This is a genomic window from Streptomyces sp. NPDC006332, from assembly GCF_040612855.1.
Lineage (GTDB): Bacteria > Actinomycetota > Actinomycetes > Streptomycetales > Streptomycetaceae > Streptomyces.
The window spans coordinates 12,197-34,662 of record NZ_JBEXRA010000074.1 but is presented as its reverse complement, the minus strand read 5'-3'; the positions used below and the strand labels follow the sequence as shown (position 1 = coordinate 34,662).

At 71.3% G+C, this 22,466-nt stretch carries 21 protein-coding genes; 9 read left to right on the top strand and 12 right to left on the bottom strand.

The annotated features are described in order from the left end of the window. Positions 1 to 131 precede the first annotated feature (131 nt). From thpD to ABZ027_RS39185, 6 genes are all read right to left on the bottom strand, one after another. A complete protein-coding gene (gene thpD, locus ABZ027_RS39210; RefSeq protein ID WP_356777140.1) occupies positions 132 to 1,061 on the bottom strand; it encodes an ectoine hydroxylase in 930 nt (309 codons plus the stop codon). A gap of 6 nt (positions 1,062 to 1,067) precedes the next feature. Next, positions 1,068 to 1,472: an ectoine synthase gene (locus ABZ027_RS39205; protein WP_356777138.1), complete on the bottom strand. Its 405-nt coding sequence runs from the start codon at positions 1,470 to 1,472 to the stop codon at positions 1,068 to 1,070. 45 nt (positions 1,473 to 1,517) lie between these two features. After that, entirely contained in the window at positions 1,518 to 2,789 is a 1,272-nt protein-coding gene (gene ectB, locus ABZ027_RS39200; RefSeq protein ID WP_356777136.1) for a diaminobutyrate--2-oxoglutarate transaminase, read from the bottom strand. 57 nt (positions 2,790 to 2,846) lie between these two features. After that, entirely contained in the window at positions 2,847 to 3,365 is a 519-nt protein-coding gene (gene ectA, locus ABZ027_RS39195; protein ID WP_356777134.1) for a diaminobutyrate acetyltransferase, read from the bottom strand. Positions 3,366 to 3,693: 328 nt separating this feature from the next. Continuing rightward, complete coding sequence (locus ABZ027_RS39190; protein ID WP_356777132.1) at positions 3,694 to 4,227, bottom strand: DinB family protein; 534 nt, start codon at positions 4,225 to 4,227, stop codon at positions 3,694 to 3,696. A 73-nt stretch (positions 4,228 to 4,300) separates the two neighbouring features. Further along, the gene (locus ABZ027_RS39185; RefSeq protein WP_356777130.1) at positions 4,301 to 5,401 is read right to left on the bottom strand and encodes an aminotransferase class V-fold PLP-dependent enzyme; all 1,101 of its coding nucleotides are present in this window, start codon (positions 5,399 to 5,401) and stop codon (positions 4,301 to 4,303) included. 174 nt (positions 5,402 to 5,575) lie between these two features. Between ABZ027_RS39185 and ABZ027_RS39180 the strand changes: the two genes are divergently transcribed. The 9 genes from ABZ027_RS39180 to ABZ027_RS39140 all read left to right on the top strand — a co-directional run bounded on the left by ABZ027_RS39180 (position 5,576) and on the right by ABZ027_RS39140 (position 16,158). Continuing rightward, the gene (locus ABZ027_RS39180) at positions 5,576 to 6,445 is read left to right on the top strand and encodes a transporter substrate-binding domain-containing protein (protein WP_356777128.1); all 870 of its coding nucleotides are present in this window, start codon (positions 5,576 to 5,578) and stop codon (positions 6,443 to 6,445) included. A 4-nt stretch (positions 6,446 to 6,449) separates the two neighbouring features. Further along, entirely contained in the window at positions 6,450 to 7,283 is an 834-nt protein-coding gene (locus tag ABZ027_RS39175; protein WP_356777126.1) for an amino acid ABC transporter permease, read from the top strand. After that, complete coding sequence (locus ABZ027_RS39170) at positions 7,280 to 8,098, top strand: amino acid ABC transporter ATP-binding protein (RefSeq protein ID WP_356777124.1); 819 nt, start codon at positions 7,280 to 7,282, stop codon at positions 8,096 to 8,098. The genes ABZ027_RS39175 and ABZ027_RS39170 overlap by 4 nt, the downstream gene beginning before the upstream one ends. 33 nt (positions 8,099 to 8,131) lie before the next feature. Next, entirely contained in the window at positions 8,132 to 9,226 is a 1,095-nt protein-coding gene (locus ABZ027_RS39165) for an amidohydrolase family protein (protein WP_356777122.1), read from the top strand. Positions 9,227 to 9,583: 357 nt separating this feature from the next. After that, complete coding sequence (locus ABZ027_RS39160) at positions 9,584 to 10,438, top strand: ABC transporter permease subunit (RefSeq protein ID WP_356777120.1); 855 nt, start codon at positions 9,584 to 9,586, stop codon at positions 10,436 to 10,438. Beyond that, on the top strand, positions 10,435 to 11,322 hold the full coding sequence (locus tag ABZ027_RS39155; protein WP_356777118.1) for a carbohydrate ABC transporter permease: 888 nt from the start codon (positions 10,435 to 10,437) through the stop codon (positions 11,320 to 11,322). Before ABZ027_RS39160 ends, ABZ027_RS39155 begins: the two co-directional genes overlap by 4 nt. A gap of 58 nt (positions 11,323 to 11,380) precedes the next feature. Continuing rightward, on the top strand, positions 11,381 to 13,030 hold the full coding sequence (locus ABZ027_RS39150) for an extracellular solute-binding protein (RefSeq protein ID WP_356777116.1): 1,650 nt from the start codon (positions 11,381 to 11,383) through the stop codon (positions 13,028 to 13,030). 47 nt (positions 13,031 to 13,077) lie between these two features. Next, positions 13,078 to 14,139 carry a LacI family DNA-binding transcriptional regulator gene (locus ABZ027_RS39145; protein ID WP_356777114.1) on the top strand — a complete coding sequence of 354 codons (1,062 nt, stop codon included), beginning with the start codon at positions 13,078 to 13,080 and terminating at the stop codon, positions 14,137 to 14,139. 99 nt (positions 14,140 to 14,238) lie between these two features. Beyond that, positions 14,239 to 16,158, top strand: a complete 1,920-nt coding sequence (locus ABZ027_RS39140; protein ID WP_356777112.1) for a DUF2264 domain-containing protein — start codon at positions 14,239 to 14,241, stop codon at positions 16,156 to 16,158. On the opposite strand, the gene cobC is transcribed toward ABZ027_RS39140, so the two are convergent. From cobC to cobM, 6 genes are read right to left on the bottom strand one after another with little or no spacing between them, the layout of a single operon-like run. After that, positions 16,106 to 17,167, bottom strand: coding sequence for an Rv2231c family pyridoxal phosphate-dependent protein CobC (cobC, locus tag ABZ027_RS39135; protein WP_356777110.1), 1,062 nt, complete (start codon positions 17,165 to 17,167; stop codon positions 16,106 to 16,108). The genes ABZ027_RS39140 and cobC overlap by 53 nt on opposite strands. Next, positions 17,157 to 18,086, bottom strand: coding sequence for a sirohydrochlorin chelatase (locus ABZ027_RS39130; protein WP_356777108.1), 930 nt, complete (start codon positions 18,084 to 18,086; stop codon positions 17,157 to 17,159). The genes cobC and ABZ027_RS39130 overlap by 11 nt, the downstream gene beginning before the upstream one ends. After that, the gene (locus tag ABZ027_RS39125) at positions 18,083 to 18,673 is read right to left on the bottom strand and encodes a precorrin-8X methylmutase (RefSeq protein WP_356777106.1); all 591 of its coding nucleotides are present in this window, start codon (positions 18,671 to 18,673) and stop codon (positions 18,083 to 18,085) included. Before ABZ027_RS39125 ends, ABZ027_RS39130 begins: the two co-directional genes overlap by 4 nt. Beyond that, on the bottom strand, positions 18,670 to 20,373 hold the full coding sequence (gene cobJ, locus ABZ027_RS39120) for a precorrin-3B C(17)-methyltransferase (protein WP_356777104.1): 1,704 nt from the start codon (positions 20,371 to 20,373) through the stop codon (positions 18,670 to 18,672). The genes ABZ027_RS39125 and cobJ overlap by 4 nt, the downstream gene beginning before the upstream one ends. Continuing rightward, the gene (cbiE, locus tag ABZ027_RS39115; RefSeq protein ID WP_356777102.1) at positions 20,370 to 21,629 is read right to left on the bottom strand and encodes a precorrin-6y C5,15-methyltransferase (decarboxylating) subunit CbiE; all 1,260 of its coding nucleotides are present in this window, start codon (positions 21,627 to 21,629) and stop codon (positions 20,370 to 20,372) included. Before cbiE ends, cobJ begins: the two co-directional genes overlap by 4 nt. Then, positions 21,626 to 22,444, bottom strand: a complete 819-nt coding sequence (gene cobM, locus ABZ027_RS39110) for a precorrin-4 C(11)-methyltransferase (protein ID WP_356777100.1) — start codon at positions 22,442 to 22,444, stop codon at positions 21,626 to 21,628. The genes cbiE and cobM overlap by 4 nt, the downstream gene beginning before the upstream one ends. Positions 22,445 to 22,466 lie beyond the last annotated feature (22 nt).

Sequence of the window (22,466 nt, the reverse complement as noted above, 5' to 3'; positions counted from 1 at the left end):
GTGGCCGTGAGGCCCACGCCGGTGACACCGCCCGCTCCACGGGGCCCTGCGTCTACCTCACCGGAGTGAAGTCCCGCGCCCCGATGCCGCATGCTCCGGGGGACGACCCCCGGACCCCCGGCAGGGGCGACCTACCTCACCGGAGTGAAGTCCCGCGCCCCGATGTACTCCGGTCGCCGCACCGGAGCCGCGAACGGCTCGACGGCCTTGTTCTCCACGCTGTTGAACACGATGAACACGTTGCTGCGCGGGAACGGCGTGATGTTGTCGCCCGAGCCGTGCATGCAGTTGCAGTCGAACCAGGTCGCCGAACCGGGCTTGCCGGTGAACAGCTTGATGCCGTACTCGGACGCCATCTTGGTCAGCGCCTCGTCGGACGGAATGCCCGCGTCCTGCATCTGCAGGGACCGCTTGTAGTTGTCCTTCGGGGTGGCACCCGCGCACCCGAGAAACGTCCGGTGCGACCCCGGCATGATCATGAGGCCGCCGTTGGAGTCGTAGTTCTCGGTGAGCGCGATCGACACCGAGACCGTCCGCATGTTCGGCAGACCGTCCTCGGCGTGCCAGGTCTCGAAGTCGGAGTGCCAGTAGAAGCCGCTGGCGCCGAAGCCGGGCTTGACGTTGATCCGCGACTGGTGGACGTACACGTCCGAGCCGAGGATCTGCCGGGCCCGTCCGACGATCCGCTCGTCGTGCACGAGGTTCGCGAACACCTCACTGATCTTGTGCACCTCGAAGACGGACCGGATCTCCTGGGACTTCGGCTCGACGATCGAGCGCGGGTCCGCGCGGATCCCCGGATCCGTGACGAGCCGCTCCAACTCCCGGTGGTACACGTCGACCTCGTCGGGCCCGACGAGCTGGTCCATGGCGAGGAAGCCGTCACGCTCGAACGACTGGAGGTCAGGACCGGGGATCGGGCCGGCCGCGCCGGGCGCGGACCAGACGACCGGGTCCTGCCGCGGGATCGCCACCTCGGTGGCACCGCGGCTGGGGTAGAGGTCCGTGACCGTGGTGTCGGGCGTGTGGCCGGCCGTGGTGCCGGGCGTGGTGGTGGTCATGGGATGTCACACCTCCTCGGGCTCGGTGAGCAGCGGGTAGACGCCGTTCTCGTCGTGGTCCTCCCGTCCGGTCACGGGCGGGTTGAAGACACAGATGCAGCGGAAGTCCTCCTTGATCCGCATCGTGTGCCGCTCGTGGCCGTCGAGCAGGTACATGGTCCCGGGCGTGATGGTGTACTTCTGCCCGGTCTCGTCGTCGGTGAGCTCGGCCTCGCCCTCGACGCACACGACGGCCTCGATGTGGTTCGCGTACCACATCGACGTCTCCGTACCCGCGTACAGGGTCGTCTCGTGCAGGGAGAAGCCGACCTTCTCCTTGGCGAGGACGATGCGCTTGCTCTCCCAGGTGCCGGACTCGGCCTTCACATGCCGGTCGGTGCCTTCGATGTCCTTGAACGAACGGACGATCACGGTGTTGCGATGCCTCCTAGATGGATGACGGATGTGTCGGTGCGGTCAGGCCGTTTCGCGCACGGCCCGGGCCAGGACGCTCAGGCCCCGGTCCAGTTCTTCGGGCGTGATGGTGAGCGCCGGGAGCAGTTTCACGACCTCGCTCTCCGGGCCCGACGTCTCGATGAGCAGACCGAGTTCGAAGGCGCGTTTCGCGACCCGTCCGGCCCGCCCCTTGTCGTGGAACTCCAGGCCCCACACGAGGCCGCGGCCCCGGTACTCCTTCACGTCGGCGAGGTTCTCCTCGGTGATGGAGATGAAGGCCTGCTCGACCTGCTCGCCGCGGGCGCGGGTCTGCTTCTCCATCACGGACCCGTCCGCCCAGTACGCCTCCAGCGTGGCGGTGGCGGTCACGAAGGCGGGGTTGTTGCCGCGGAAGGTGCCGTTGTGCTCGCCCGGCTCCCAGATGTCCAGCTCGGGCTTGAACAGGCACAGCGACAGGGGCAGGCCGTAGCCGCTGATGGACTTCGAGACGGTGACGATGTCGGGGGTGATGCCCGCCTCCTCGAACGAGAAGAAGGCGCCGGTGCGTCCGCAGCCCATCTGGATGTCGTCGACGATGAGCAGCATGTCCTGCCGCTCGCACAGCTCGGACAGCGCGCGCAGCCACTCCGGGCGCGCCACGTTGATGCCGCCCTCGCCCTGCACGGTCTCCACGATCACCGCGGCGGGCTTGTTGAGGCCCGAGCCCTGGTCCTCCAGGAGCCGCTCGAACCAGAGGAAGTCCTCCACGGTGCCCTCGAAGTAGTTGTCGAAGGGCATCGGCGTGCCGTGCACCAGCGGGATGCCGGCCCCGGCCCGCTTGAAGGCGTTGCCGGTCACGGCGAGCGAGCCGAGCGACATGCCGTGGAAGGCGTTGGTGAACGACACGATCGACTCGCGTCCCTTCACCTTCCGCGCCAGCTTCAGCGCGGCCTCCACGGCGTTGGTGCCGGTCGGGCCGGGGAACATGACCTTGTAGGGCAGGTCACGCGGCCGCAGTACCAGGTTCTGGAAGGACTCCAGGAAGGCCCGCTTGGCGGTGGTCGACATGTCGAGCCCGTGCGTGACGCCGTCGCGCTCCAGGTAGTCGATCAGCGCCCGTTTCAGGACGGGGTTGTTGTGGCCGTAGTTCAGCGACCCCGCTCCGGCGAAGAAGTCCAGGTACTCGTGGCCGTCCTCGTCGTACATGCGGCTGCCCTGCGCACGGTCGAAGATGGCGGGCCAGCCGCGGCAGTAGCTGCGTACCTCGGATTCGACGGTCTCGAAGACACTGAGGTCGGGCTGGGTGATGGTCACGACGAATCGCTCCTCGTTGCGTGGGGTGCAGCGGCGGTGGTCAGGCGGAGGCAGGGGTCAGGCGGAGGGGGTGCGGGTCAGCGGCCCGATGCGGTAGAGCACCTCGGGCTCGTGCGGCCCGTCGGGGAACACGCTCGTCTCGAACAGCACCTCGCGCTCGAGCCGGGCGCCGTGGCGCTCGGCGAACGACGTGAACAGGCGTTCGGAGGCGGTGTTGCCCGGCGTGATGGTGGTCTCGACGGTGGTCAGCCCGCGCTCGGCGGTGGTCCGTGCGACCAGCCCGTCCAGCAGCGCGGCGGCGAGCCCACGGCCGCGGTACGCCTCGTCCACCGCCACCTGCCAGACGAGCAGGGTCTCCGGGCTCTCCGGCCGGACGTAGGCGGTGACGAAGCCGATCGGTTCACCGTGCTCGTCGCGCGCCACGGCCGAGGTGGCGGCGAAGTCACGACACCACAGCAGATAGCTGTAGGACGAGTTCAGGTCGAGGACCTTCGAGTCCCTGGCCATCCGCCACAGCGAGGCGCCGTCCGCCACCGACGGACGGTCGATTTGTAGGTCTGCTTGTGCGGCAGTCATGCGAATTGAATTTACCGAGGGAAATAAAAAAATGCATCGCCGCAGGGGGTTACTTGCGGGCGTGTTCTGTGTTATCACGCGGGCGCGTGCAGGCACGCGAATGTGGCCCCTTTTGGCCCGGTATGCCCGTCAAATAAGGGGCAAATTGATCGTGATGTGTAACGCGTCACAGATGGGTAACCCCCACGAGATCTACCCGAATTACGCCCGTTCGCGTTCGCAGAATCTTTGCGTTTAGGTCGAAGGAAAGCGGGAAGAAGAATACGGGAAGCTGTTCTCGAAAACATTCCTAAATGTGTCCGACATTACGTCCGGGATTAATCCGGAATTAGAATCCGGTCACTCCGTCGATCCGCTCCCGAAGGATGTCGGCGTGCCCGTTGTGCCGCGCGTACTCCTCGATCATGTGGATGTACACCCAGCGCAGGCTCACCTCCAGACCGGCCATCTGCCCGTCGGCGATCCGCCCGGTGTGGTCCAGCGGCAGCTCGGCGCACGCCTCGTTCCCCCGGGCGATCTCCCGCCTCCACGCCGCCAGCGCCTCGTCGAGCCCCTGCCCGGGGTCCAGGACCAGCCCGCTCTCCTTCCCGTACAGCGGCGCCACGTCCACTCCCGCGGCCACCCGCTGGAACCAGTTCCGCTCGACCGCGGTGAGGTGGCGCACCAGCCCGAGCGGCGTGAGCGACGACGGCTGCGCCGAGGTGGTCCGCGCCTGCGCGTCGTCCAGCCCGGCGCACTTCAGCTCCAGGGTGGCCCGGTGGAAGGCGAGCCAGCTCTCGAGCATGGGCCGCTCATCGCCGGTCATGAGGGGGATGGGGCGACCGTCGGGAAGGGTGAGGGGGGAGTGGGTGTCGGTGGTCATGGAGCGAGCATGGCACGGGGTGTTTCCGCCTGTCCGGCGTTTGCGGCCGAGCTCTCAGGCCCGCGCCGGACGACTACCGCCACGCGTCCTCGGCCGCCCGCAACGCCCCCTCCACAGCCACGTCCAGGCCCTTCTCCCGCAACGCGCCGCCGAGCGCCGACAGGCTCGCCCGCACCGCCCCCGGTGTGGCGTCCGCCCCGTAGTGGTTGACCCGGATCATCTCCTTGGCCAACGCGCCCCCGCCCGCGACCAACGGCGCCGCCGGGTCCGACTCCAGCGCCCGCGCCACCACCTCCGACGCCACCGTCCCCGACGGCGCCCGCAGGGTCGTGGCGACCGGCGCGGCCTCACGGTTCGCGTGCACATACGGCTCAAGGCCCGCGCCCAGCACGCGCGCACCCGCCCGCGTCGCCTCGGCGGCCCGACGGTGCCGGTCCATCACCACGTCCAGACCCACCGACTCGATCCGCTCGACACAAGCCTCCAGCGCCAGCATCTCCAGTTGGGCCGGCGCGTGCGGCAGCGCCTTGCGGCCGCCGTCGAGCCACCGGTCCTTCCAGTCCAGCAGCGAGAGGTACGACCGTCGCGGCGCCCCGGGGTTCGCGGCCATCCGGGCCCACGCCCGCTCGCTCACCGACACGGCCGAGACACCCGCGGGACCGCCCATCGCCTTCTGCGCCCCGATCACGCACAGGTCCACGCCCCACGCGTCCGGCAGCACCGGCTCGGCCCCGATCGACGCGACGGCGTCAAGGTAGAACAGGGCGCCGTGTTGCCGTACCACCTCCCCGATCTCCGCGACCGGGTTGGTGTTGCCGGTCGCCGCCTCCGCGTGCACCAGGGACACGAAGCCGATCTCCGGGTGCTCGGCGAAGGCCTCCCCTATCTGTTCGGCGCCGACCGCCGTGTGGAACGGCACCGCCAGATCGATCACGGTCGCGCCGCAGTCGCGCAGCCAGTCGCCGAAGGTCTGTCCGTAGGGGCCCGTGATGACGTTGAGGGCGGTGGTGCCCGGCCCGGCGGTGGAACGGATCGCACCCTCCAGCGGCAGCAGCGCCTCGCCCTGTGTGATCACCACGTCCTGACCGGTACTCAGCAATCGCGCCACACGGTCCTCGATCGACGCGAAGTGCGCCGCGGTCAACGGGGCCAGATCAAGAAACGGATGTGTCACGGGGGTGCTCTCTTCACTCACGGGGTAGACGAGACGAGGGTAACCGGCACCATTCGTCTCACCCCGACCGATTACTTCTTAGGTCGGGCGGCCGCGTGACCATCGTTTTGGTTTGAGAGACTCAAACCTCTCCTTATAATCGGAACCCACAGTTCCCCCCTAGGAAGGCCCGCCGTGAACACCCTTCTCGGGCGCCGGACCCGCGTCCTGGCCGCCACCACCGCGACGGCCGGGCTGGTGCTCGTGTCTGTCTCCGCCTGCACCTCCACCGACAACGGAGGCAGCGGCTCCAAGACCGCCGCCGGTGGGGTCCAGTTGGTCAAGGGCGGTCAGCTCACCACCTGCACGCATCTGCCGTACCCGCCCTTCCAGTCGGACGTCGGCGGCAAGGTGCAGGGCTTCGACGTCTCCCTCGTCGACCTGGTCGCCAAGGACCTGGGCGTGAAGCAGGACATCCTCGACACACCGTTCGAGAACTTCAAGACCGGCGCCTTCCTCAACGCCGGCCAGTGCGACCTCGCCGCGGCCGGCATGACCATCACCGAGGAGCGCAAGAAGAACGTCGACTTCTCGGACCCGTACTTCGACGCCACCCAGGCCGTCCTGGTCGACAAGAAGAGCGGCGTGAACTCGCTCGCCGACCTGAAGTCCAAGAAGGTCAAGCTCGGTGCGCAGGCGCAGACGACCGGTGAGGAGTACGCCCAGAAGCAGGGCTTCGACCCGGTCTCCTTCGAGTCCTCCGACGCCGTCCTCAACGGCCTGCGCTCCGGCCAGGTCAAGGCCGTCATCATCGACTACCCGGTCGTCCAGGGCTGGCTCAAGACCAAGGCCAACGCCGACGCCTTCAAGGTCGTCGACAACCTCAACACCGGTGAGCAGTACGGCTTCACGGTCAAGAAGGGCAACACCAAGCTGCTCGCCGCCGTCAACAAGGCGATCACGGACGCCAAGGCCGACGGCACGTACAAGAAGCTGTACGAGAAGTGGATAGGCCCCTACGACGAGTCCGCCGCCGCCCCGTCAGCCTCTCCGTCCTCCTCCTGATCCCATGACCGACACGGACATACGACCCCAGCCCAGGAAAAAGGGCCTGACCAGGCGCCAGAAGCGGACTCTGTCGCGCGGCGCCCAGTACGTCGTCTTCGTCGCCGTGGTGATCGGCTTCGCGGTCTCGGCGGACTGGGGGCGGCTGAAGAACCAGTTCGCGCAGGCGGACATCGCCGAGCAGATGTTCCCGGACGTCATCACCCTGGCGCTGAAGAACACCGTGCTCTACACGCTGTCCGGCTTCGTCGTCGGGCTCGTGCTCGGTCTGCTGATCGCCCTGATGCGACTGTCGTCGGTGGGCCCGTACCGCTGGTTCGCCGGCGTGTACATCGAGATCTTCCGCGGCCTGCCCGCCCTGCTGATCTTCATCTTCATCGGTGTCGCGGTCCCGCTAGCCTTCCCCGGCACGGAGATCATCGGCGGCACCTACGGCAAGGTCGCCCTCGCGCTCGGTCTGGTCGCCGCCGCGTACATGGCGGAGACGATCCGCGCGGGCATCCAGGCGGTGCCCAAGGGGCAGTTGGAGGCGGCCCGTTCGCTGGGCTTCTCACCCGCGCGGGCCATGATCTCGGTCATCATCCCGCAGGCGTTCCGGATCATCCTCCCGCCGCTGACCAACGAGTTGGTGCTCCTGTTCAAGGACTCCTCGCTGGTGCTGTTCCTCGGTGTCACGCTGGAGGAACGCGAACTGTCCAAGTACGGCCGCGACCTGGCCAGTACGACCGCCAACTCCACGCCGATCCTCGTCGCCGGACTGTGCTACCTGCTGGTCACGATCCCGCTCGGCTTCGTCGTACGCCGTATGGAGGCGAAGGCCCAGGAGGCCGTGAAATGAGCGAGAAGACTCCTGGGGTGGACCCGGAGATCCAGGTCCAGGGCCTGCACAAGTCCTTCGGTGACAACGAGGTGCTGCGCGGCATCGACCTGGAGATCGGCCGGGGCGAGGTCGTCTGCGTGATCGGTCCGTCCGGGTCCGGCAAGTCGACGCTGCTGCGGTGCGTGAACCTGCTGGAGGAACCCACGGAGGGCCGGGTCTTCGTCGGCGGCAGCGAACTCACCGACCCGGACGTCGACATCGACGCCGTACGCCGCCGTATCGGCATGGTCTTCCAGCAGTTCAACCTCTTCCCGCACGTCACGGTGACCGAGAACCTCACGCTCCCGCAGCGCCGGGTGCTCGGACGCGGCAAGGCCGAGGCCGCGAGGGTGGCCGCCGAGAACCTGGAGAGGGTGGGCCTGTCGGAGAAGGCGGACGCCTACCCCTCCTCGCTGTCCGGCGGGCAGCAGCAGCGGGTCGCCATCGCCCGCGCGCTCGCCATGGGCCCCGACGTGATGCTGTTCGACGAGCCGACCTCGGCGCTCGACCCGGAACTGGTCGGGGACGTCCTCGCGGTGATGCGCATGCTCGCCGACGAAGGCATGACGATGATGGTCGTCACCCATGAGATGAGCTTCGCCCGCGAGGTCGCCGACCGGGTCGTCTTCATGGACGGCGGGGCGATCGTCGAGGACGGCACCCCCGCGCAGGTGATCGGCGACCCGCGCCACGAACGCACCCGCCACTTCCTCTCGCGCCTCCTCGATCCGGCGAGGGCCGAGGTGGAGGAGGAGTCACCGCGGAAGGGGGAGAAGGCCGGGAAGGCCGACTGACTCGCGCTCGGCGGGTTGCATAAGGTGCGACACATGAACCAAGCGGTGCTGCACGTGAAGGGCCGGGTCCTCGTCGGCCGCGACGAGGACCAGGCCCGTGACGAGCTGTGGGTCGTCGGTGGCCGGATCTCCTACGACCGCCCCACCGGGGCCCGTGACATCCGGACCGTCGAGGGCTGGGCGCTGCCCGGCCTGGTCGACGCCCACTGCCACGTGGGCCTCGGCCCGCACGGGCCGGTGGAAGCGGAGGTGGCGGAGAAGCAGGCGCTCACCGACCGCGAGGCGGGCACCCTGCTCATCCGGGACGCCGGCTCGCCCTCCGACACCCGGTGGGTCGACGACCGCGAGGACCTGCCCAAGATCATCCGTGCGGGCCGGCACATCGCCCGCACCCGCCGCTACATCCGGGGCTACGCGCACGAGATCGAACCGGAGGACCTGGTCGCGTACGTCGCCCAGGAGGCGCGGCGCGGTGACGGCTGGGTGAAGCTGGTGGGCGACTGGATCGACCGGGACCTCGGTGACCTGGCGCCCAGCTGGCCGCGGGAGGCGGTCGAGGCGGCCATCGCCGAGGCGCACCGTCTCGGCGCCCGGGTCACCGCCCACTGCTTCGCCGAGAGCTCCCTGCGGGACCTGGTCGAGGCCGGCATCGACTGTATCGAGCACGCGACCGGTCTGACGGAGGAGCTGATCCCGCTGTTCGCCTCCCGCGGGGTCGCGATCGTCCCGACGCTGGTCAACATCGCCACCTTCCCGAAGCTGGCCGACGGCGGCGAGGCCAAGTTCCCCCGCTGGTCGGCCCATATGCGCCGACTCCACGAACGCCGCTACGACACCGTCCGCGGCGCCTACGACGCGGGCATCCCGGTCTTCGTCGGCACCGACGCGGGCGGCACCCTGCCGCACGGCCTGGTCGCCGCCGAGGTGGCCGAACTGGTGACGGCCGGCATCCCCCCGCTGGACGCCCTCGCGGCGACGGCCTGGAGTGCCCGCACCTGGCTGGGCCGCCCCGGCCTGGAGGAGGGCGCACCGGCCGACCTCGTGGTGTACGAGCGGGATCCCCGCACGGACGTGCGCGTGCTGGGGGCGCCGTCGCGGGTGGTGGTGAACGGGCGGGTCGTGGGTTAGGGCCTCTCGAAAAGGAGTTGGCCGGGATCGACGCGCAGCTCGATGACCCCCTGCCCCGTGAGCGGGGTGATCGCCCTGGTCAGGGTGGGTGGGGGCGTGGTCGCGTGGACACGCGACGCGGCACGAGCTGACCTGCCGGGAGCCGCGCCGTCAACAACCCATCTCTGTCAGGGCTGTTGACGACGCTCTGAAAACGTTTTAACTTCCCCTCACTCCGACTTCGAGACATGAGGGGGGCCCGTGGCCGCAGTACTACGGGAACACGCAGGTACAGAGGAGGTCGACGCGGCTCCTCGCCGAGAAGGCGGCGCCCATCCGAAGCGAAAACGCTTTCAAGGACGCGCGCTCTTTCTGCTCATGCTGCCCGGCCTCGCCTACTTCCTGCTGTTCCACTACGGCGCACTGGTCGGCAACGTCATCGCCTTCAAGGAGTACGTCCCCTTCGACGGCCTCTGGGGCAGCCCCTGGGTCGGGGTCGGCAACTTCCAGCGGATGTTCGAGGACGGGGAGTTCTGGGAGGCCGTCCTCAACACCGTCTGGATCGCGGTCCTCCAGCTGGTCTTCTACTTCCCGGTGCCGCTCGGCCTCGCCCTGCTCCTGCACAGCCTCACCTGGAGCTCGGTGCGCCGGTTCGTGCAGTCCGTGGCGTATCTGCCGCACTTCATCTCGTGGGTGATCGTCGTCGCCCTCTTCCAGCAGGTGCTCGGCGACACCGGCCTGCTCAACTCCTCGCTGGACGGCATGGGGTTGCACAGCGTCGACATCATCGGCAACCCCGACGCCTTCCGGCCGCTGGTGGTCGCCCAGGTCATCTGGAAGGACGCCGGCTGGGGCACGATCATCTTCCTCGCCGCGCTGGCCCAGGTCGACGAGCAGCAGTACGAGGCCGCCGCCATCGACGGCGCGGGCCCCTGGCGGCGCTTCTGGCACGTCACCCTGCCCGCCATCCGCCCGGTGGTCGTGCTGCTGCTCATCATGCGGCTCGGCGACATCCTCTCCGTCGGCTTCGAGCAGATGCTGCTCCAGCGCGACGCGGTCGGCCCACAGACCGCGGAGATCATCGACACCTTCGTCTACTACCAGGGCATCGTCGGCGGCGACTACGGATTCGCCGCCGCCGCGGGCCTGTTCAAGGGCGTCATCGGCGCCCTCCTCGTCTACGCCGCCAACAAGGTGGCCCACCGGCTCGGCGAACAGGGGGTCTACAAGTGAGTGCCCATGTCCGGCCCGGCTGGATGGAGAGGCCGAAGCCGCTCACCCAGGCCGCCAAAGCCCTCGCGCTGGTCGCCGTCGTGCTGCTGGTGTGCGTGCCGTTCCTCGTCATCGTGTCGACCTCACTGGCCTCCACCGACGAGGTCGTCGACAACGGCGGCTGGGTGCTGTGGCCGACCCATCCGTCCCTCGACGCCTACCGCGACATCCTCGACGGCGGCATCGTCACCCACGCCCTCGGCGTCAGCGCCGGCGTCACGATCGTGGGCACCCTGCTCAGCCTCGCCTGCACGGTGACCCTCGCCTACGCGCTGTCCCGCCCCGGCGTCTTCGGGAGCAGGCCCGCGCTGCTGCTGATCCTGTTCACGTTCCTCTTCCCGCCCGGCATGATCCCCAGCTTCCTGCTGGTCAAGGAGCTCGGACTGCTGGACAGTTACGCCTCGCTGGTGCTGCCCGTCGTGGTGAACGTGTTCAACCTGGTCGTCCTGCGCGGCTTCTTCCAAGGCATCCCGGAAGAGCTGTACGAGGCCGCCCGGCTCGACGGGGCGGGGGACTGGCGGGTGCTGGTCTCGATCGTCCTGCCGCTGTCCAAGGCCGCGCTCGCCGTGGTCGGGCTGTTCTACGCGGTGGCCTACTGGAACTCCTGGTTCTACGCCTCGCTGTACCTGGAGAGCGACCACTGGCCCCTGCAACAGGTCCTGCGCACCTACGTGGTGGCGGGCTCCGGGCTCACCGACGCGACGACCGGTGAGGGCACCGTGACCGCGCCGCAGACCGTGCAGATGGCGGTGCTGGTGATCGCCACCGTGCCGATCCTGCTGGTCTACCCGTTCCTGCAGAAGTACTTCACCAAGGGCGTGCTCACCGGCGCCATCAAGAGCTGACAGGTCCGTCCACCGCTGACGGTCCCTCAAGAGCCGTGTGTAGAAAGGTGACTTGCCGATGCCCCGCATGTCCCGCCGTACCCTGCTGCGTTCCACGGCCGCGGGTGGCGCCGCGGTCCTCGTCCCCGGTCTGCTGACCGCCTGCTCCACGAGCTCCGGCGACAGTGACGTCTCCAACGCCGGCAAGAAGCTCGCCCCCTGGCCCACCTACCGCCCCGCCGCCGGCCCCAAGCCGGACCTGGCCCCCACCGACGCCGGTGTCCAGGCCGGATACACCGCCTACCCCTCCGACCTGGTCAAGTCCGTCGCTCGCACCCCCGGCGACGGATCCACCGTCAAGGTCATGTCGGTGTCCTTCGGCACCCCGCCGAAGCCCGCTTCCGCGAACCGGTTCTGGGCGGCCGTCGAGAAGGCACTCGGCGTGAAGATCGAGTACACCGTGGTCTCCCAGGCCGACTACCAGAAGAAGATGGCCACCGTGATGGCCGGCGACGCCGACACCCTGCCGGACATCATCAACCTCTTCTCCGGGTTCGTCCTGCCGCGAGAGGCCGAGTTCGTGCAGCGGCGCGCGGAGGACCTCACGCCGTACCTGTCCGGCGACGCCGTCGCCGACTACCCCAACCTCGCGGGCATCCCCACGCACGCCTGGCGCGACATGGGCCGCATCGGCGGCCGCGTCTACGGCATCCCCCTGGAACGCCCGCTGCCCGGCTCCACCCTCTGGCTCAACCAGGGCATGTTCGCGGACGCCGGGATGACGGAGGGCTGGAGCGCCGACGACTTCGCCGCCGTCGCGAAGCGGGCGACCAGCGGACGAACGTACGCGCTCGGCGCCGCAGCGGGCTCCCTGTTCGGCAACGCCGTGCACTCCGCCGCCCACAACGCGCCCCAGGAGTGGTCCGTCACCAAGGACGGCGCCTTCCGGCCGGCCTGGGCCGACGAGCGCTTCAAGGCGTCCATCGCCTTCCAGGCCGAACTGCGCAAGGCGGGCTCCTTCCATCCGGACGCCACGTCCATCTCCCAGATCGACCTGACCACCCTCTACTACAACGGCACCGTCGGCTCCATGCAGGACGGCTTCGGCGCCTACCTGCCCAAGTACCGTGAGTCGAAGGGCAAGTTGACCCCGGCCGCGGCGCTGCCGTACAGCGTCGGCGGCGAACCCGGCGGTATCGTCGCCGCCCGCCGCTCCTTCGGCTACACGGTGCTGAAGAAGGCGAAGAAGGAACGTGTCGAACTGCTCCTGCGCATCCTCGACTTCCTCGCCGCGCCCTTCGGCAGCAAGGAGTGGGAACTCGTCCACTACGGCGTCGAGGGCACCCACTTCACCCGCGGCAAGGACGGCTCCCCGCAGCCCACGAAACTCGGCGAGGTGGAGAACAACACCAACCTGCCGCTGAAGTACCTCGCCGAAGGCCCCCAGGTGCTGTTCGTGCCGGGCATGCCCGACGCCGTACGGGCCCTGCACGCCTGGCAGCTCAAGACCGTCCCGCGCGCCATCCGCAACGCCTCCTACGGCCTGCAGTCACGTACGAAGAACGCCCAGGGCACCACCCTCAGGGCGTTCCTCGACGACACTGTCACCGGCATCGTCGCCGGGCGCGTCCCGCTGTCGGAGTGGGACGGGGCGGTCAAGAAGTGGCGGTCGAGGGGCGGCGACAGAATGGCCGAGGAGTTCGCGAAGGACTACACGGCCAACACGTGATCGGGTGCCGGTGAGAACCGGGCGCCGGTGAAAGAGGAGACGCGGGGATGGGGAACGACGTGGGACCCAAGCGGCGGGTCACGATCCGGGAGGTCGCCGAACGGGCGGGCGTGTCGATGGCGACCGCCTCCCGCGCCCTGAGCGGCAACCACCCGGTGCCCGCCGCGACCCGGACCCGTGTGCTGCGCGCGGCCCGCGACCTCGACTACGTCGCCAACGCGCACGCCCGCGCCCTGGTCGGCGGCGGCCGCAAGATGGCCGCGGTCGTCGTCCGCCAGGTGACCAGCCCGTTCTACGCCCAGGTCGCCGAGGGCGTGGAGGCGGAGGCCGCCGACCGGGGCTGGCTGTGCGTGGTCGGCGCGACCGGCGGGGACCCGCAGCGCGAGATGGAGTTCGTGCAGCTCATGCGGGAGGAGGGGGCGCGGCTGGTGATCCTGGTCGGCGGGGTCGTCGAGGACGACGCGTACCGCTCGCGCGTCACGCACTACGCGCAGGCCCTGGACGCGTCCGGGGCGCGGCTGGTGTTGTGCGGGCGGCCGGCGCCGGGGCCCGACATACCGGCACTCGTCGTCGAGTTCGACAACGAGGCGGGGGCCCGGGCCATCACCGGGCACCTGCTGTCGGCCGGGCACCGGCGGATCGTCTTCCTCGGGGGGCTGCCCGGCAACACCGCCCTCGACGCCCGGGTCGCCGGATACCGGGGCGCGCTCGCGGAGCACGGGTTGCCTCCGGCGGCCGCGCGGGTCGTCGACTGTGGCCTCGGTCGAGCGGCCGGCCTGCACGCGATGACCGAACTCCTCAAGGAGACACGGGAGTTCACCGCGGTGGTCGCCGGGGACGACATGGTCGCCGCGGGGGCGCTGCGGGCGATCGCCGATGCGGGGCTTGTCGTTCCCGATGACATGTCCGTCGTCGGGTACAACGACATCCCGCTTGCCGAGGACTTCAATCCGCCGCTCACCACGGTGCGGACTCCTGCGGAGGAGCTTGGGCGGGCGGCTGTGCGGATCGCTCTGCGGGATCCCGAGCATGCGGCCGGCAGCCAGCACCTGCTCGGGACGCACATCGTTGTGCGGCGCAGTGTGGCTCCGCCGGGGGGGCCGTCTTGAATCTGCGGGTGATTCGTGGCTGGTCGCGCAGTTCCCCGCGCCCCTTTGGGGCGCGTTGTGCTTGCCCCTTTTTGGACGCTATGGAGGATTTCGTCCCGTATGACTGTGCCGCTCCTTCTTGGTCATCCCGCGCCCGATCCGGTGCTCTCGCCGATCACTGGCTGGACCCGCGTTCACTGGGAGGTGACTGCTGATCGGCTTCTGGAGGGGCTGTTGCCGTATGCCTCGCCGGGGTTTGCGCAGTACCGGCTGCCTGGGCCGCCCAGTCACTCCGGGGTCTGGTCGGACGGGCTGGAGGGGTTCGCCCGGTCGTTCCTGCTCGCCGCTTTCCGTATCGCGGGCTCGGGTGGGCGGGTCGGACCGGCCCTTGTCGAGCGGTACGCGGCCGGGCTCGCCGCGGGCACCGACCCGCACGGCGGTGAACGCTGGCCGCCCATCACCGACCGCGCCCAGCCCATGGTCGAGGCCGCGTCGATCGCGATCGCCCTGCACGAGTCCCGCCGCTGGCTGTGGGACCACCTCGACGACCGCGTGCGCGAGCAGGTCACCGACTGGCTGGGCGGTTTCGTCGGGGCCGACGTCAACGACTCCAACTGGCGGCTGTTCCAGGTCATCACGGAGGAGTTCCTGGCCTCCGTCGGCGCCCCGCACAGCCGCGCCGAGATCGACGCCGGGCTCGCCCGTCTCGACGACTGGTACCGGGGCGGCGGCTGGTACACGGACGGTGACGGCCGCAAGTTCGACTCCTACAACGCCCTCGCGCTGCATCTGTACCCGGTGCTGTGGGCCCGCATCGCGGGCCCGCGCGCGCACCCCGGGACGGTGGCCCGGCACCGCGCCAGGCTGCGTGAGTTCCTCGCCGTCCACCAGCACTTCTTCGGCTCCGACGGCGCCCCGGTGCACCAGGGCCGTTCCCTCACCTACCGTTTCGCGACCACCGCACCGCTGTGGGCGGGCGCCCTCGCCGACGCCACCCCGTTACCCCCGGGCCGGGCCCGCCGCCTCGCCTCGGGCGCGCTGAAGCACTTCGCCGAGCGAGGCGTGCCGGACGAGCGGGGTCTGCTCACCCTCGGCTGGTACCGCCCCTTCCTCCCGGTCACCCAGCGCTACTCGGGCCCCGCCTCCCCGTACTGGGCGAGCAAGGCCTTCCTGGGCCTGCTGCTGCCCGAGAACCACCCGGTGTGGACGGCACCCGAGGAGCCCGCCCCTGTGGACACGGCCGACGTACGCCTGGCCCTCCCGGCACCCGGCTGGCTCCTGCACTCCACCGCCGCCGACGGGATCGTACGGATCGTCAACCACGGCAGCGACCGGTTTCCGCCCCCGCCGGCCACCGGCGAGGAAAGCCCGCACTACGCCCGGTTCGCGTACTCCAGCGCGACGGCCCCCGAAACCCCCGGCGCCCAGGGCACCGGGCCGGACAACCACCTCGCCCTGCTCGCCCCCGACGGCACGCCGTCCCCACGCGGCCGTATCCACCCGCTCGGTGTCTCGGGCGGCCGTGCCGCCTCCTGGCACCGGGCACGAGGGCACCGCATAGAGACGGTGAGCGTGGTGCACGGCCCCTGGGAGGTGCGGGTCCACCACCTCGACGTCCCGCCCGGGACGCCGGTCCGCGAAGGCGGCTGGGCCGTCGCCGACGACACCGCGGCGCCGGTCGCCCGGACCGGGCCCCGCCAGGCGTCGGCCCGCCGTGCGGACGGCCTGACCAGCGCGATCACCGGCCTGTACGGCTGGGAGGGTGCCGTGGGCAGGGTCACGACGGCCGTCGGCACCAACGCCGTGGGCCACCACTCGGCGACACCCGTGCTCCAACTGGCGGACGGCGCCCGCCTGTTGGTCACCCTGGTGGTGCTCAGCGCCGACCCGGACGCGCTGTGTACGGGAGCGGGCGCCTCGGTCGCCGAGGACGGCACCGTGGAGATCCGCTTCCCGGACGGCACCCTGGAAAGGGTGGCGCCCCGGCTCAGCGCTGCGCCAGAGCCATCGCCCGGTCCAGCGCCTGGAGGAACGAGTTGACGGTCACCCGGTCCCGTACCGCCAGCCGCAGCCACTGTTCGTCCAGCCCAGGGAAGGTGTCCCCGCGCCGGACCGCGAACCCGAGGTCGCGCAGATGCCGTCGTACGGCCAGGGCGTGCGGCAGCCGAACGAGCACGAACGACGCCTCGGCGGGCCCCGCCACCCGCAGCCCGTCGGCGCCGAACTCCTCGAGCCCCGCGACGAGATGGGCCCGGTCGGTGGCGACCCGGTGGGCGGCGTGACCCGCCTCCGCCAGCGCCCGCGGTGAGACGCACGCCTGAGCCGCCGCCAGGGCGGGCGTGGACACCGGCCACAGCGGCTGGGCCCGCTCCAGTTCCACGACGATCTCCGGCGCGGCCAGCACATAACCGATCCGCAGCCCGGCCAGCCCCCACGTCTTGGTCAGGCTGCGCAGCACCACGAGCCCGGGCACGTCCGTCCGCCCGGCCAGTGCCTCCCGCTCACCCGGCACCACGTCCATGAACGCCTCGTCCACCACCAATGTCCGCCCGGGACGCGCCAGTTCGGCGAGCACGGCGGCCGGATGGAGTACGGACGTGGGGTTCGTCGGGTTGCCGACCACGACCAGGTCGGCGTCCTCGGGAACGGCCGCCGGATCCAGCCGGAAACCGTCCTCCTCCCGCAGCAGCACCCTCTCGACCGGGTGACCGGCGTCCCGCAGCGCCGCCTCCGGCTCCGTGAACTGGGGGTGCACCACGACCGGCCGACGCACCTTCAGGGCCCGCGCGAGCAGGACGAACGCCTCCGCGGCACCCGCCGTCAGCAGCACCCGCTCCACCGGCAGCCGGTGCCGCGCGGCCACCGCCGCCCGCGCCGCCCGCCCGTCCGGATAGGCGGCCAGCGAGGTCAGCGACTCGGCGATCCGCTCCCGCAGCCAGCCCGGCGGGGTGTTCGCACGGACGTTCACGGCCAGGTCGACGACCGCCGGGCCGACGTCACGCACCTCGGCGTCGCCGTGGTGGCGCAGGTCATGTCCCTCAGTGCGCATGGGAGTGGGAGTGTCCTCCGTGCTGGTGGTGCCCGTGGTGGTGGTCCTCGTCGTCGGGGTGGAAGTGCGGCTGCTGCGGCAGGCCGACCTTGTCCTCGAACCCCGGCAGCGCGATCCGGTACACGCACGAGTCGCAGTTCATCCGCAGGTCGCCCTTGACGGCCTCCTCGTAACGTTCCCACACCAGGTCCAGCAACTCCGGCTCCGGACCGATGACATCGGCCGACCGGACCTCGACCTCCGGGTGCGCGGCCGCCCAGCCCTCCGTCTGCTGCCGCACCCGGTCCGGCAGGATCCCGGTGAACAGGAAGTAGGGCAGCACCACGATCCGCCGCGCCCCGAGCTTCGCGCACCGGTCCAGGCCGCTGGGCACGTCCGGCGCCGCCAGCGACACGAACGCCGTCTCCACGCCCGCGTATCCGCGCCCCTCCCACAGCAGCCGGGCCGCCTTGTGCACCTCGGCGTTCGCGTCGGGGTCCGTGGACCCGCGCCCCACCAGCAGCACCGTCACGTCGGCCCGGTCCGCGGGCGTGCGCACCGCCTCGCCGAGCGCCTCGTCCAGCCGTCGCTCCAGCACACTCAGCAGCGCGGGGTGCGGGCCCAGCGGACGGCCGTAGCTGTACGAGATCCCCGGGTGCCGTTCCTTCTCGCGGGCCAGCGCCGCCGGGATGTCGCCCTTCGCGTGTCCGGCGGACACCAGCATCAGCGGAACCGCCGCGAACCGGCGGACCCCCCGCTCCACCAGCTCGGTGACCGCGTCGCCCAGCGGCGGCGGGGACAGTTCGATGAATCCGCCCGCGACGGGCAGTTCGGGGTGGCGGTGGCCCAGGCGCCGTACGAAGTCGCGGAACGCCTCGGCTCCGGCGTCGTCCCGGGTGCCGTGGCCGGCGATGAGCAGGGCGGGCGGCGGGGTGGTCACGGTTGCTCCTCGGAAGGTGAATCGGGGTGGTACAGCAGGGCGTTGAGCGCGGCGGCGGCGACCGCCGAACCGCCCTTCTCGGACACGTTGCTGACAGCGGGCAGCCCGCTCTCGCGCAACGCGGCCTTGGACTCGGTGGCGCCGACGAAGCCGACGGGCAGGCCGATGACGAGCGCGGGGGAGGCGTCCAGGGTCAGCAGTTCCTCCAGCGCGGTGGGGGCGTTGCCGATCACCCACAGCGCGCCGGGACCGACCTGTTGGTACGCCAGCCGGATCGCGTGCGCCGACCGGGTCAGCCCGGGGCCGGCGGTGGCGTCCTTGAGACGGCAGACGGTCTCCCGCCGGGTGATCCCGGCCGCCACCATCTCCACGTCCACGACGACCGGCGCGCCCGCGTGCAGCGCCGCGTGCGCCGCCGCCAGGTCGCCCTCGTCCATGACGAGATCCGTCGCGTACTCCAGGTCGGCCGCGGAGTGGATGACCCGTTCCACGACCGCCCGGGTCAGTGGCGGGAAGCGCGAGGTGTCCAGGCGGGCGCGCAGCCGACGGAAGGACTCCTGCTCGATCGGGTGGACCACACGGTTCACCGGTTCTCCTCCCGTGCGTCCTGAGGGCTGTGCTGCCAGCGGTAGCCGCGCGGCGTCACCATGCGCCCGGCGATCCGCCGGGTCGCGGTGTTGCCCACGGTCACGACCGTCATCATGTCGACCGTCGCCGGGTCCAGGTCGGCCAGGGTCGTCAGCCGGGCGGACTCGTCCGGCCGTGACGCGTTCCGTACGACACCGACCGGCGTCGTCGCCTCCCGGTGCTCGGCGAGGACCGCGAGCGCCTTCGGCAGCTGCCAGTCGCGGCCCCGGCTGCGCGGGTTGTAGAACGTCACGACGATGTCCGCCTCGGCCGCCGCCCGCACCCGCCGCTCGATGACCTCCCACGGCGTGTGCAGGTCGGAGAGGCTGATGGACACGTGGTCGTGGCCCAGCGGCGCGCCGAGCACCGCGGCGGCGGCGAGCGCCGCGGTCACCCCCGGCACACCGACCACGTCGATGTCGTCGGAGGCCTCGGCGAGCGCGGGGGAGGCCATGGCGTACACGCCCGCGTCGCCGCTGCCGATCAGCGCGACGGCCCGGCCCTCGCGAGCCTCCTCGACGGCCGTCCGGGCCCGCTCCTCCTCCGCCCCGAGCCCCGACTCCAGGATCCGGGTGCCCGGTCGCAGCAGGTCGCGGATCTGGTCGACGTACTGGTCGAGACCGACGAGCACGGAGGCGCGCCGCAACTCCGCCTTGGCGCGGGGCGTGAGCAGGTCCCGGGCGCCGGGCCCGAGCCCGACCACCGCGAGCCGGCCGCGCGCGGGGCGCCGTACCACCGCGCAGGTCGCCATGGCGGGATCCGCCGCCGACTTCCGCTTGGGGACGAGGAGTTCACCCCCGCGGATGAGCGCGGCGGCCTCGGCCACGGACGGTGTGCCGACGGCGGCGAGCGGCGCGTCGGACGGGTTGGGCACGTTCACGGACGCCAACTCCGGTGCGGACCAGGTCACCAGCGGCACGCCCAGGCGCTCGGCCGCCTCGACGATCCCGGCTTCCTCCGCCTTGGCGTCGACCGTGGCGAGTTCGGCGATGCTGCCGGCCGACAGTCCCGCGTCCCGCAGCGCGGCCTCGACCAGCCCCAGCACCTCCTCGGCCGGCGCGCCCCGGGAGGCGCCCACACCGACGACGAGGGACGGCGGGCGCAGCACGACCGTACGCTCGGCGGGTTCGACCAGGCGGTCCGTCAGCCGGATCGTGTACGGCCCTTCCTCGGTGACCGGGAGGGCCGGAAGAGGCCAGCCGAAGTCGGCCTGCAGCGCCACCGGCTCGCCGTCGAGCAGGGCCCGGGAGACCCCGGCGACATCCCCCTCCACCGGGAACCCGAGGGTGTCGAGACCCGGTACCCCCACCGCGTCCGTGGCCGTCGTCACCACGGGCTGCGCACCCAGCAACTCACCTACCTCGACCGCGAGTTCATTGGCGCCGCCGCCATGGCCGCCCGCCAGCGACACGGCGAACCGTCCGCCCTCGTCGACGCAGACCACGCCCGGGTCGGAGGCCTTGTCACCCAGCAGCGGCGCGACCAGCCGCACCACCGCCCCCGTCGCCAGGAAACACACGAGCTGCTCGCACTGCGCGAACGCGGCCCGTACGGCGTCCCCGACCGGGCCCTCGTACACCCGCGTCCGTTCCGGCCAGGCCGCGGCCAGCCGGTCCCGCGCCGCCGCGCCCGCCGCGGTGGCGGAAATGAGGCCGATCACTGATTCACTCCTTCACGCTGTGCCGGGGGTCTGACGCCCCACAGCAGAAAAACGGGATTCGTCGCCGCGAGCCGGGTCACGTCCCCCGGCAGCGGGGCGAGCCGGGACGACTGCAACAGCACCCCGTCGCAGTCGAAGCCGGCGTCGGTGAGCGCCGTCCGCACGGCCGGTACCCGGTCGAGCGCGGCCATCGCGACGACGACGGTCCGCCGGGCCCGCCGCGCGCACGCCGTGACGACGGCGGGCAGTTCGCGTCCCCCGCCACCGACGAACACCGCGTCGGGATCGTCCAGGCCGGACAGCACGGTCGGCGCCGCCCCGTGCACCACCCGTACGTCGACCCCGTGCGCGGCGGCGTTCGCACGGATCCGCCCGACCCCGTCGAGGGTCTTCTCCACCGCCGTCACGGCCGCGCCGAACCGCGCGCACTCCACGGCCACCGACCCCGACCCCGCGCCGACGTCCCAGACCAGGTCACCGAGGCGGGGCCCGAGCCGGGCCAGTGCCAGCGCCCGCACCTCGAACTTGGTGATCATCGAGTCGCGGTGCGCGAACTCCCCTTCGTCCAGGGCCCATCCGGCGGGCCCGGCAGGCGGCCCGGCGACCGTACGCACGGCGCCCAGCGCCCGCGCCTCGTCCAGGCACAGCACCACGCTCACCGACGCCCCCCAGTCCCGGGCCGCGGCCTCGGCGGGTGTCACCCGCTCCACCCGCTCGTCCTCGGAGCCGAGCGCGGAGGCGACCACCAGGACCCGCGCGTCGGACCCGAGCGCGGCCCCCAGTTCCGCGGGCCCCGCCCCCGGCCCGGTCAGCACGGCGACCTTCGGCCGGGCCCGGCACACGTTGACCGCCGTCCGCAGCTCACGCCCGTGCGCGCTGACCACGACCGCGTCGTCCCAGGGCAGCCCGACCCGGGCGAAGGCGGCGGCGACGGACGAGACACCGGCCCGCACGTCGAGCCGCCCGGCGCCGAACCGCTCCGCCAGCACCCGCACGATCCCGAAGAACCCGGGGTCGCCGGAGGCCAGCACGACGACCGGACTCCGCCGCTCCTCCTCCAGATACCGCTCGATGGTGTCCAGGGCGGGCGCCAGCGCACCGAGGACCACCTGCTCGGCGTCCGCGGCGATGGGCGCGGCGGCCAGGTGCCGTCGGCCGCCCACGACCAGACCGGCCCCGGCCACGGCGGCCGCGGCGTCCGGCGGAAGCGGCGCCCCCGTCCCCGTACCGACGACGGTGATCGGACGGTCCCTCACGTTCCGGCACCCCGGGCGCGCAGGGCCTTGCGGGCCTGAGGGTCGGCCTTGCGGTAGCCGTGGAAGTGACCGGGGTGGTAGAGGTGCGAGCGGGTGCCCTCGGCGTCGAGCGCCGGGCCGACCAGGAACAGGGTGTGCTTCCAGAGCTTGTGCTCCTTGACCGTCTCCTCCAGGGTGCCGATGGTGCACTTCACGATCAGCTCCTCCGGCCAGGTCGCCTGGTAGGCGACGACCACCGGCGTGCTGGTCGGATAGCCGCCCTCCAGCAACTCCCGCACGAGCTGACCACTGCGCGCGGCCGACAGGAAGATCGCCATCGTGGTGCCGTGCTTGGCGAACTCCCGCACCTCCTCCCCGGGCGGCATCGGCGTCTTGCCGCCGCCGAGCCGGGTGAGCACCACGGACTGGGCGACCTCCGGGATGGTCAGCTCACGCCCGGCGAGCGCCGCGACGGCGGAGAACGCGGAGACGCCCGGGACCACCTCGGTCTCGATGCCGATCCGGGCACACCGGTCGAGCTGCTCCTGCGTACCGCCCCACAGCGCGGGGTCGCCGGAGTGGATGCGGGCCACCCGCAGACCCTGCGCGAGGGCCCGCTCGTACACGGCGACCACGTCCTCCAGGGACATCGTCGCCGAGTCCAGGATCTCCGCGTCCTCGCGCGCGTGCTGGAGGACCTCCGCCTGGACCAGGCTGGCCGCCCAGATCACGATGTCGGCGTCGGCGATGGCACGCGCGGCACGGATCGTCAGCAGGTCGGCGGCGCCGGGGCCGGCACCGACGAAGGTCACTTTGCCGGTGGGGGCATCGGCCATGGGTTCGGGTCCTCTCGTGCGG

Coding starts and splice junctions, on each gene's coding strand:
- thpD (WP_356777140.1), bottom strand. CDS start 1,061: ATGACCACCACCACGCCCGGCACCACGGCCGGCCACACGCCCGACACC.
- ectA (WP_356777134.1), bottom strand. CDS start 3,365: ATGACTGCCGCACAAGCAGACCTACAAATCGACCGTCCGTCGGTGGCG.
- ABZ027_RS39190 (WP_356777132.1), bottom strand. CDS start 4,227: ATGACCACCGACACCCACTCCCCCCTCACCCTTCCCGACGGTCGCCCC.
- ABZ027_RS39175 (WP_356777126.1), top strand. CDS start 6,450: ATGACCGACACGGACATACGACCCCAGCCCAGGAAAAAGGGCCTGACC.
- ABZ027_RS39170 (WP_356777124.1), top strand. CDS start 7,280: ATGAGCGAGAAGACTCCTGGGGTGGACCCGGAGATCCAGGTCCAGGGC.
- ABZ027_RS39165 (WP_356777122.1), top strand. CDS start 8,132: ATGAACCAAGCGGTGCTGCACGTGAAGGGCCGGGTCCTCGTCGGCCGC.
- ABZ027_RS39160 (WP_356777120.1), top strand. CDS start 9,584: ATGCTGCCCGGCCTCGCCTACTTCCTGCTGTTCCACTACGGCGCACTG.
- ABZ027_RS39150 (WP_356777116.1), top strand. CDS start 11,381: ATGCCCCGCATGTCCCGCCGTACCCTGCTGCGTTCCACGGCCGCGGGT.
- ABZ027_RS39145 (WP_356777114.1), top strand. CDS start 13,078: ATGGGGAACGACGTGGGACCCAAGCGGCGGGTCACGATCCGGGAGGTC.
- ABZ027_RS39140 (WP_356777112.1), top strand. CDS start 14,239: ATGACTGTGCCGCTCCTTCTTGGTCATCCCGCGCCCGATCCGGTGCTC.
- cobC (WP_356777110.1), bottom strand. CDS start 17,167: ATGCGCACTGAGGGACATGACCTGCGCCACCACGGCGACGCCGAGGTG.
- cobM (WP_356777100.1), bottom strand. CDS start 22,444: ATGGCCGATGCCCCCACCGGCAAAGTGACCTTCGTCGGTGCCGGCCCC.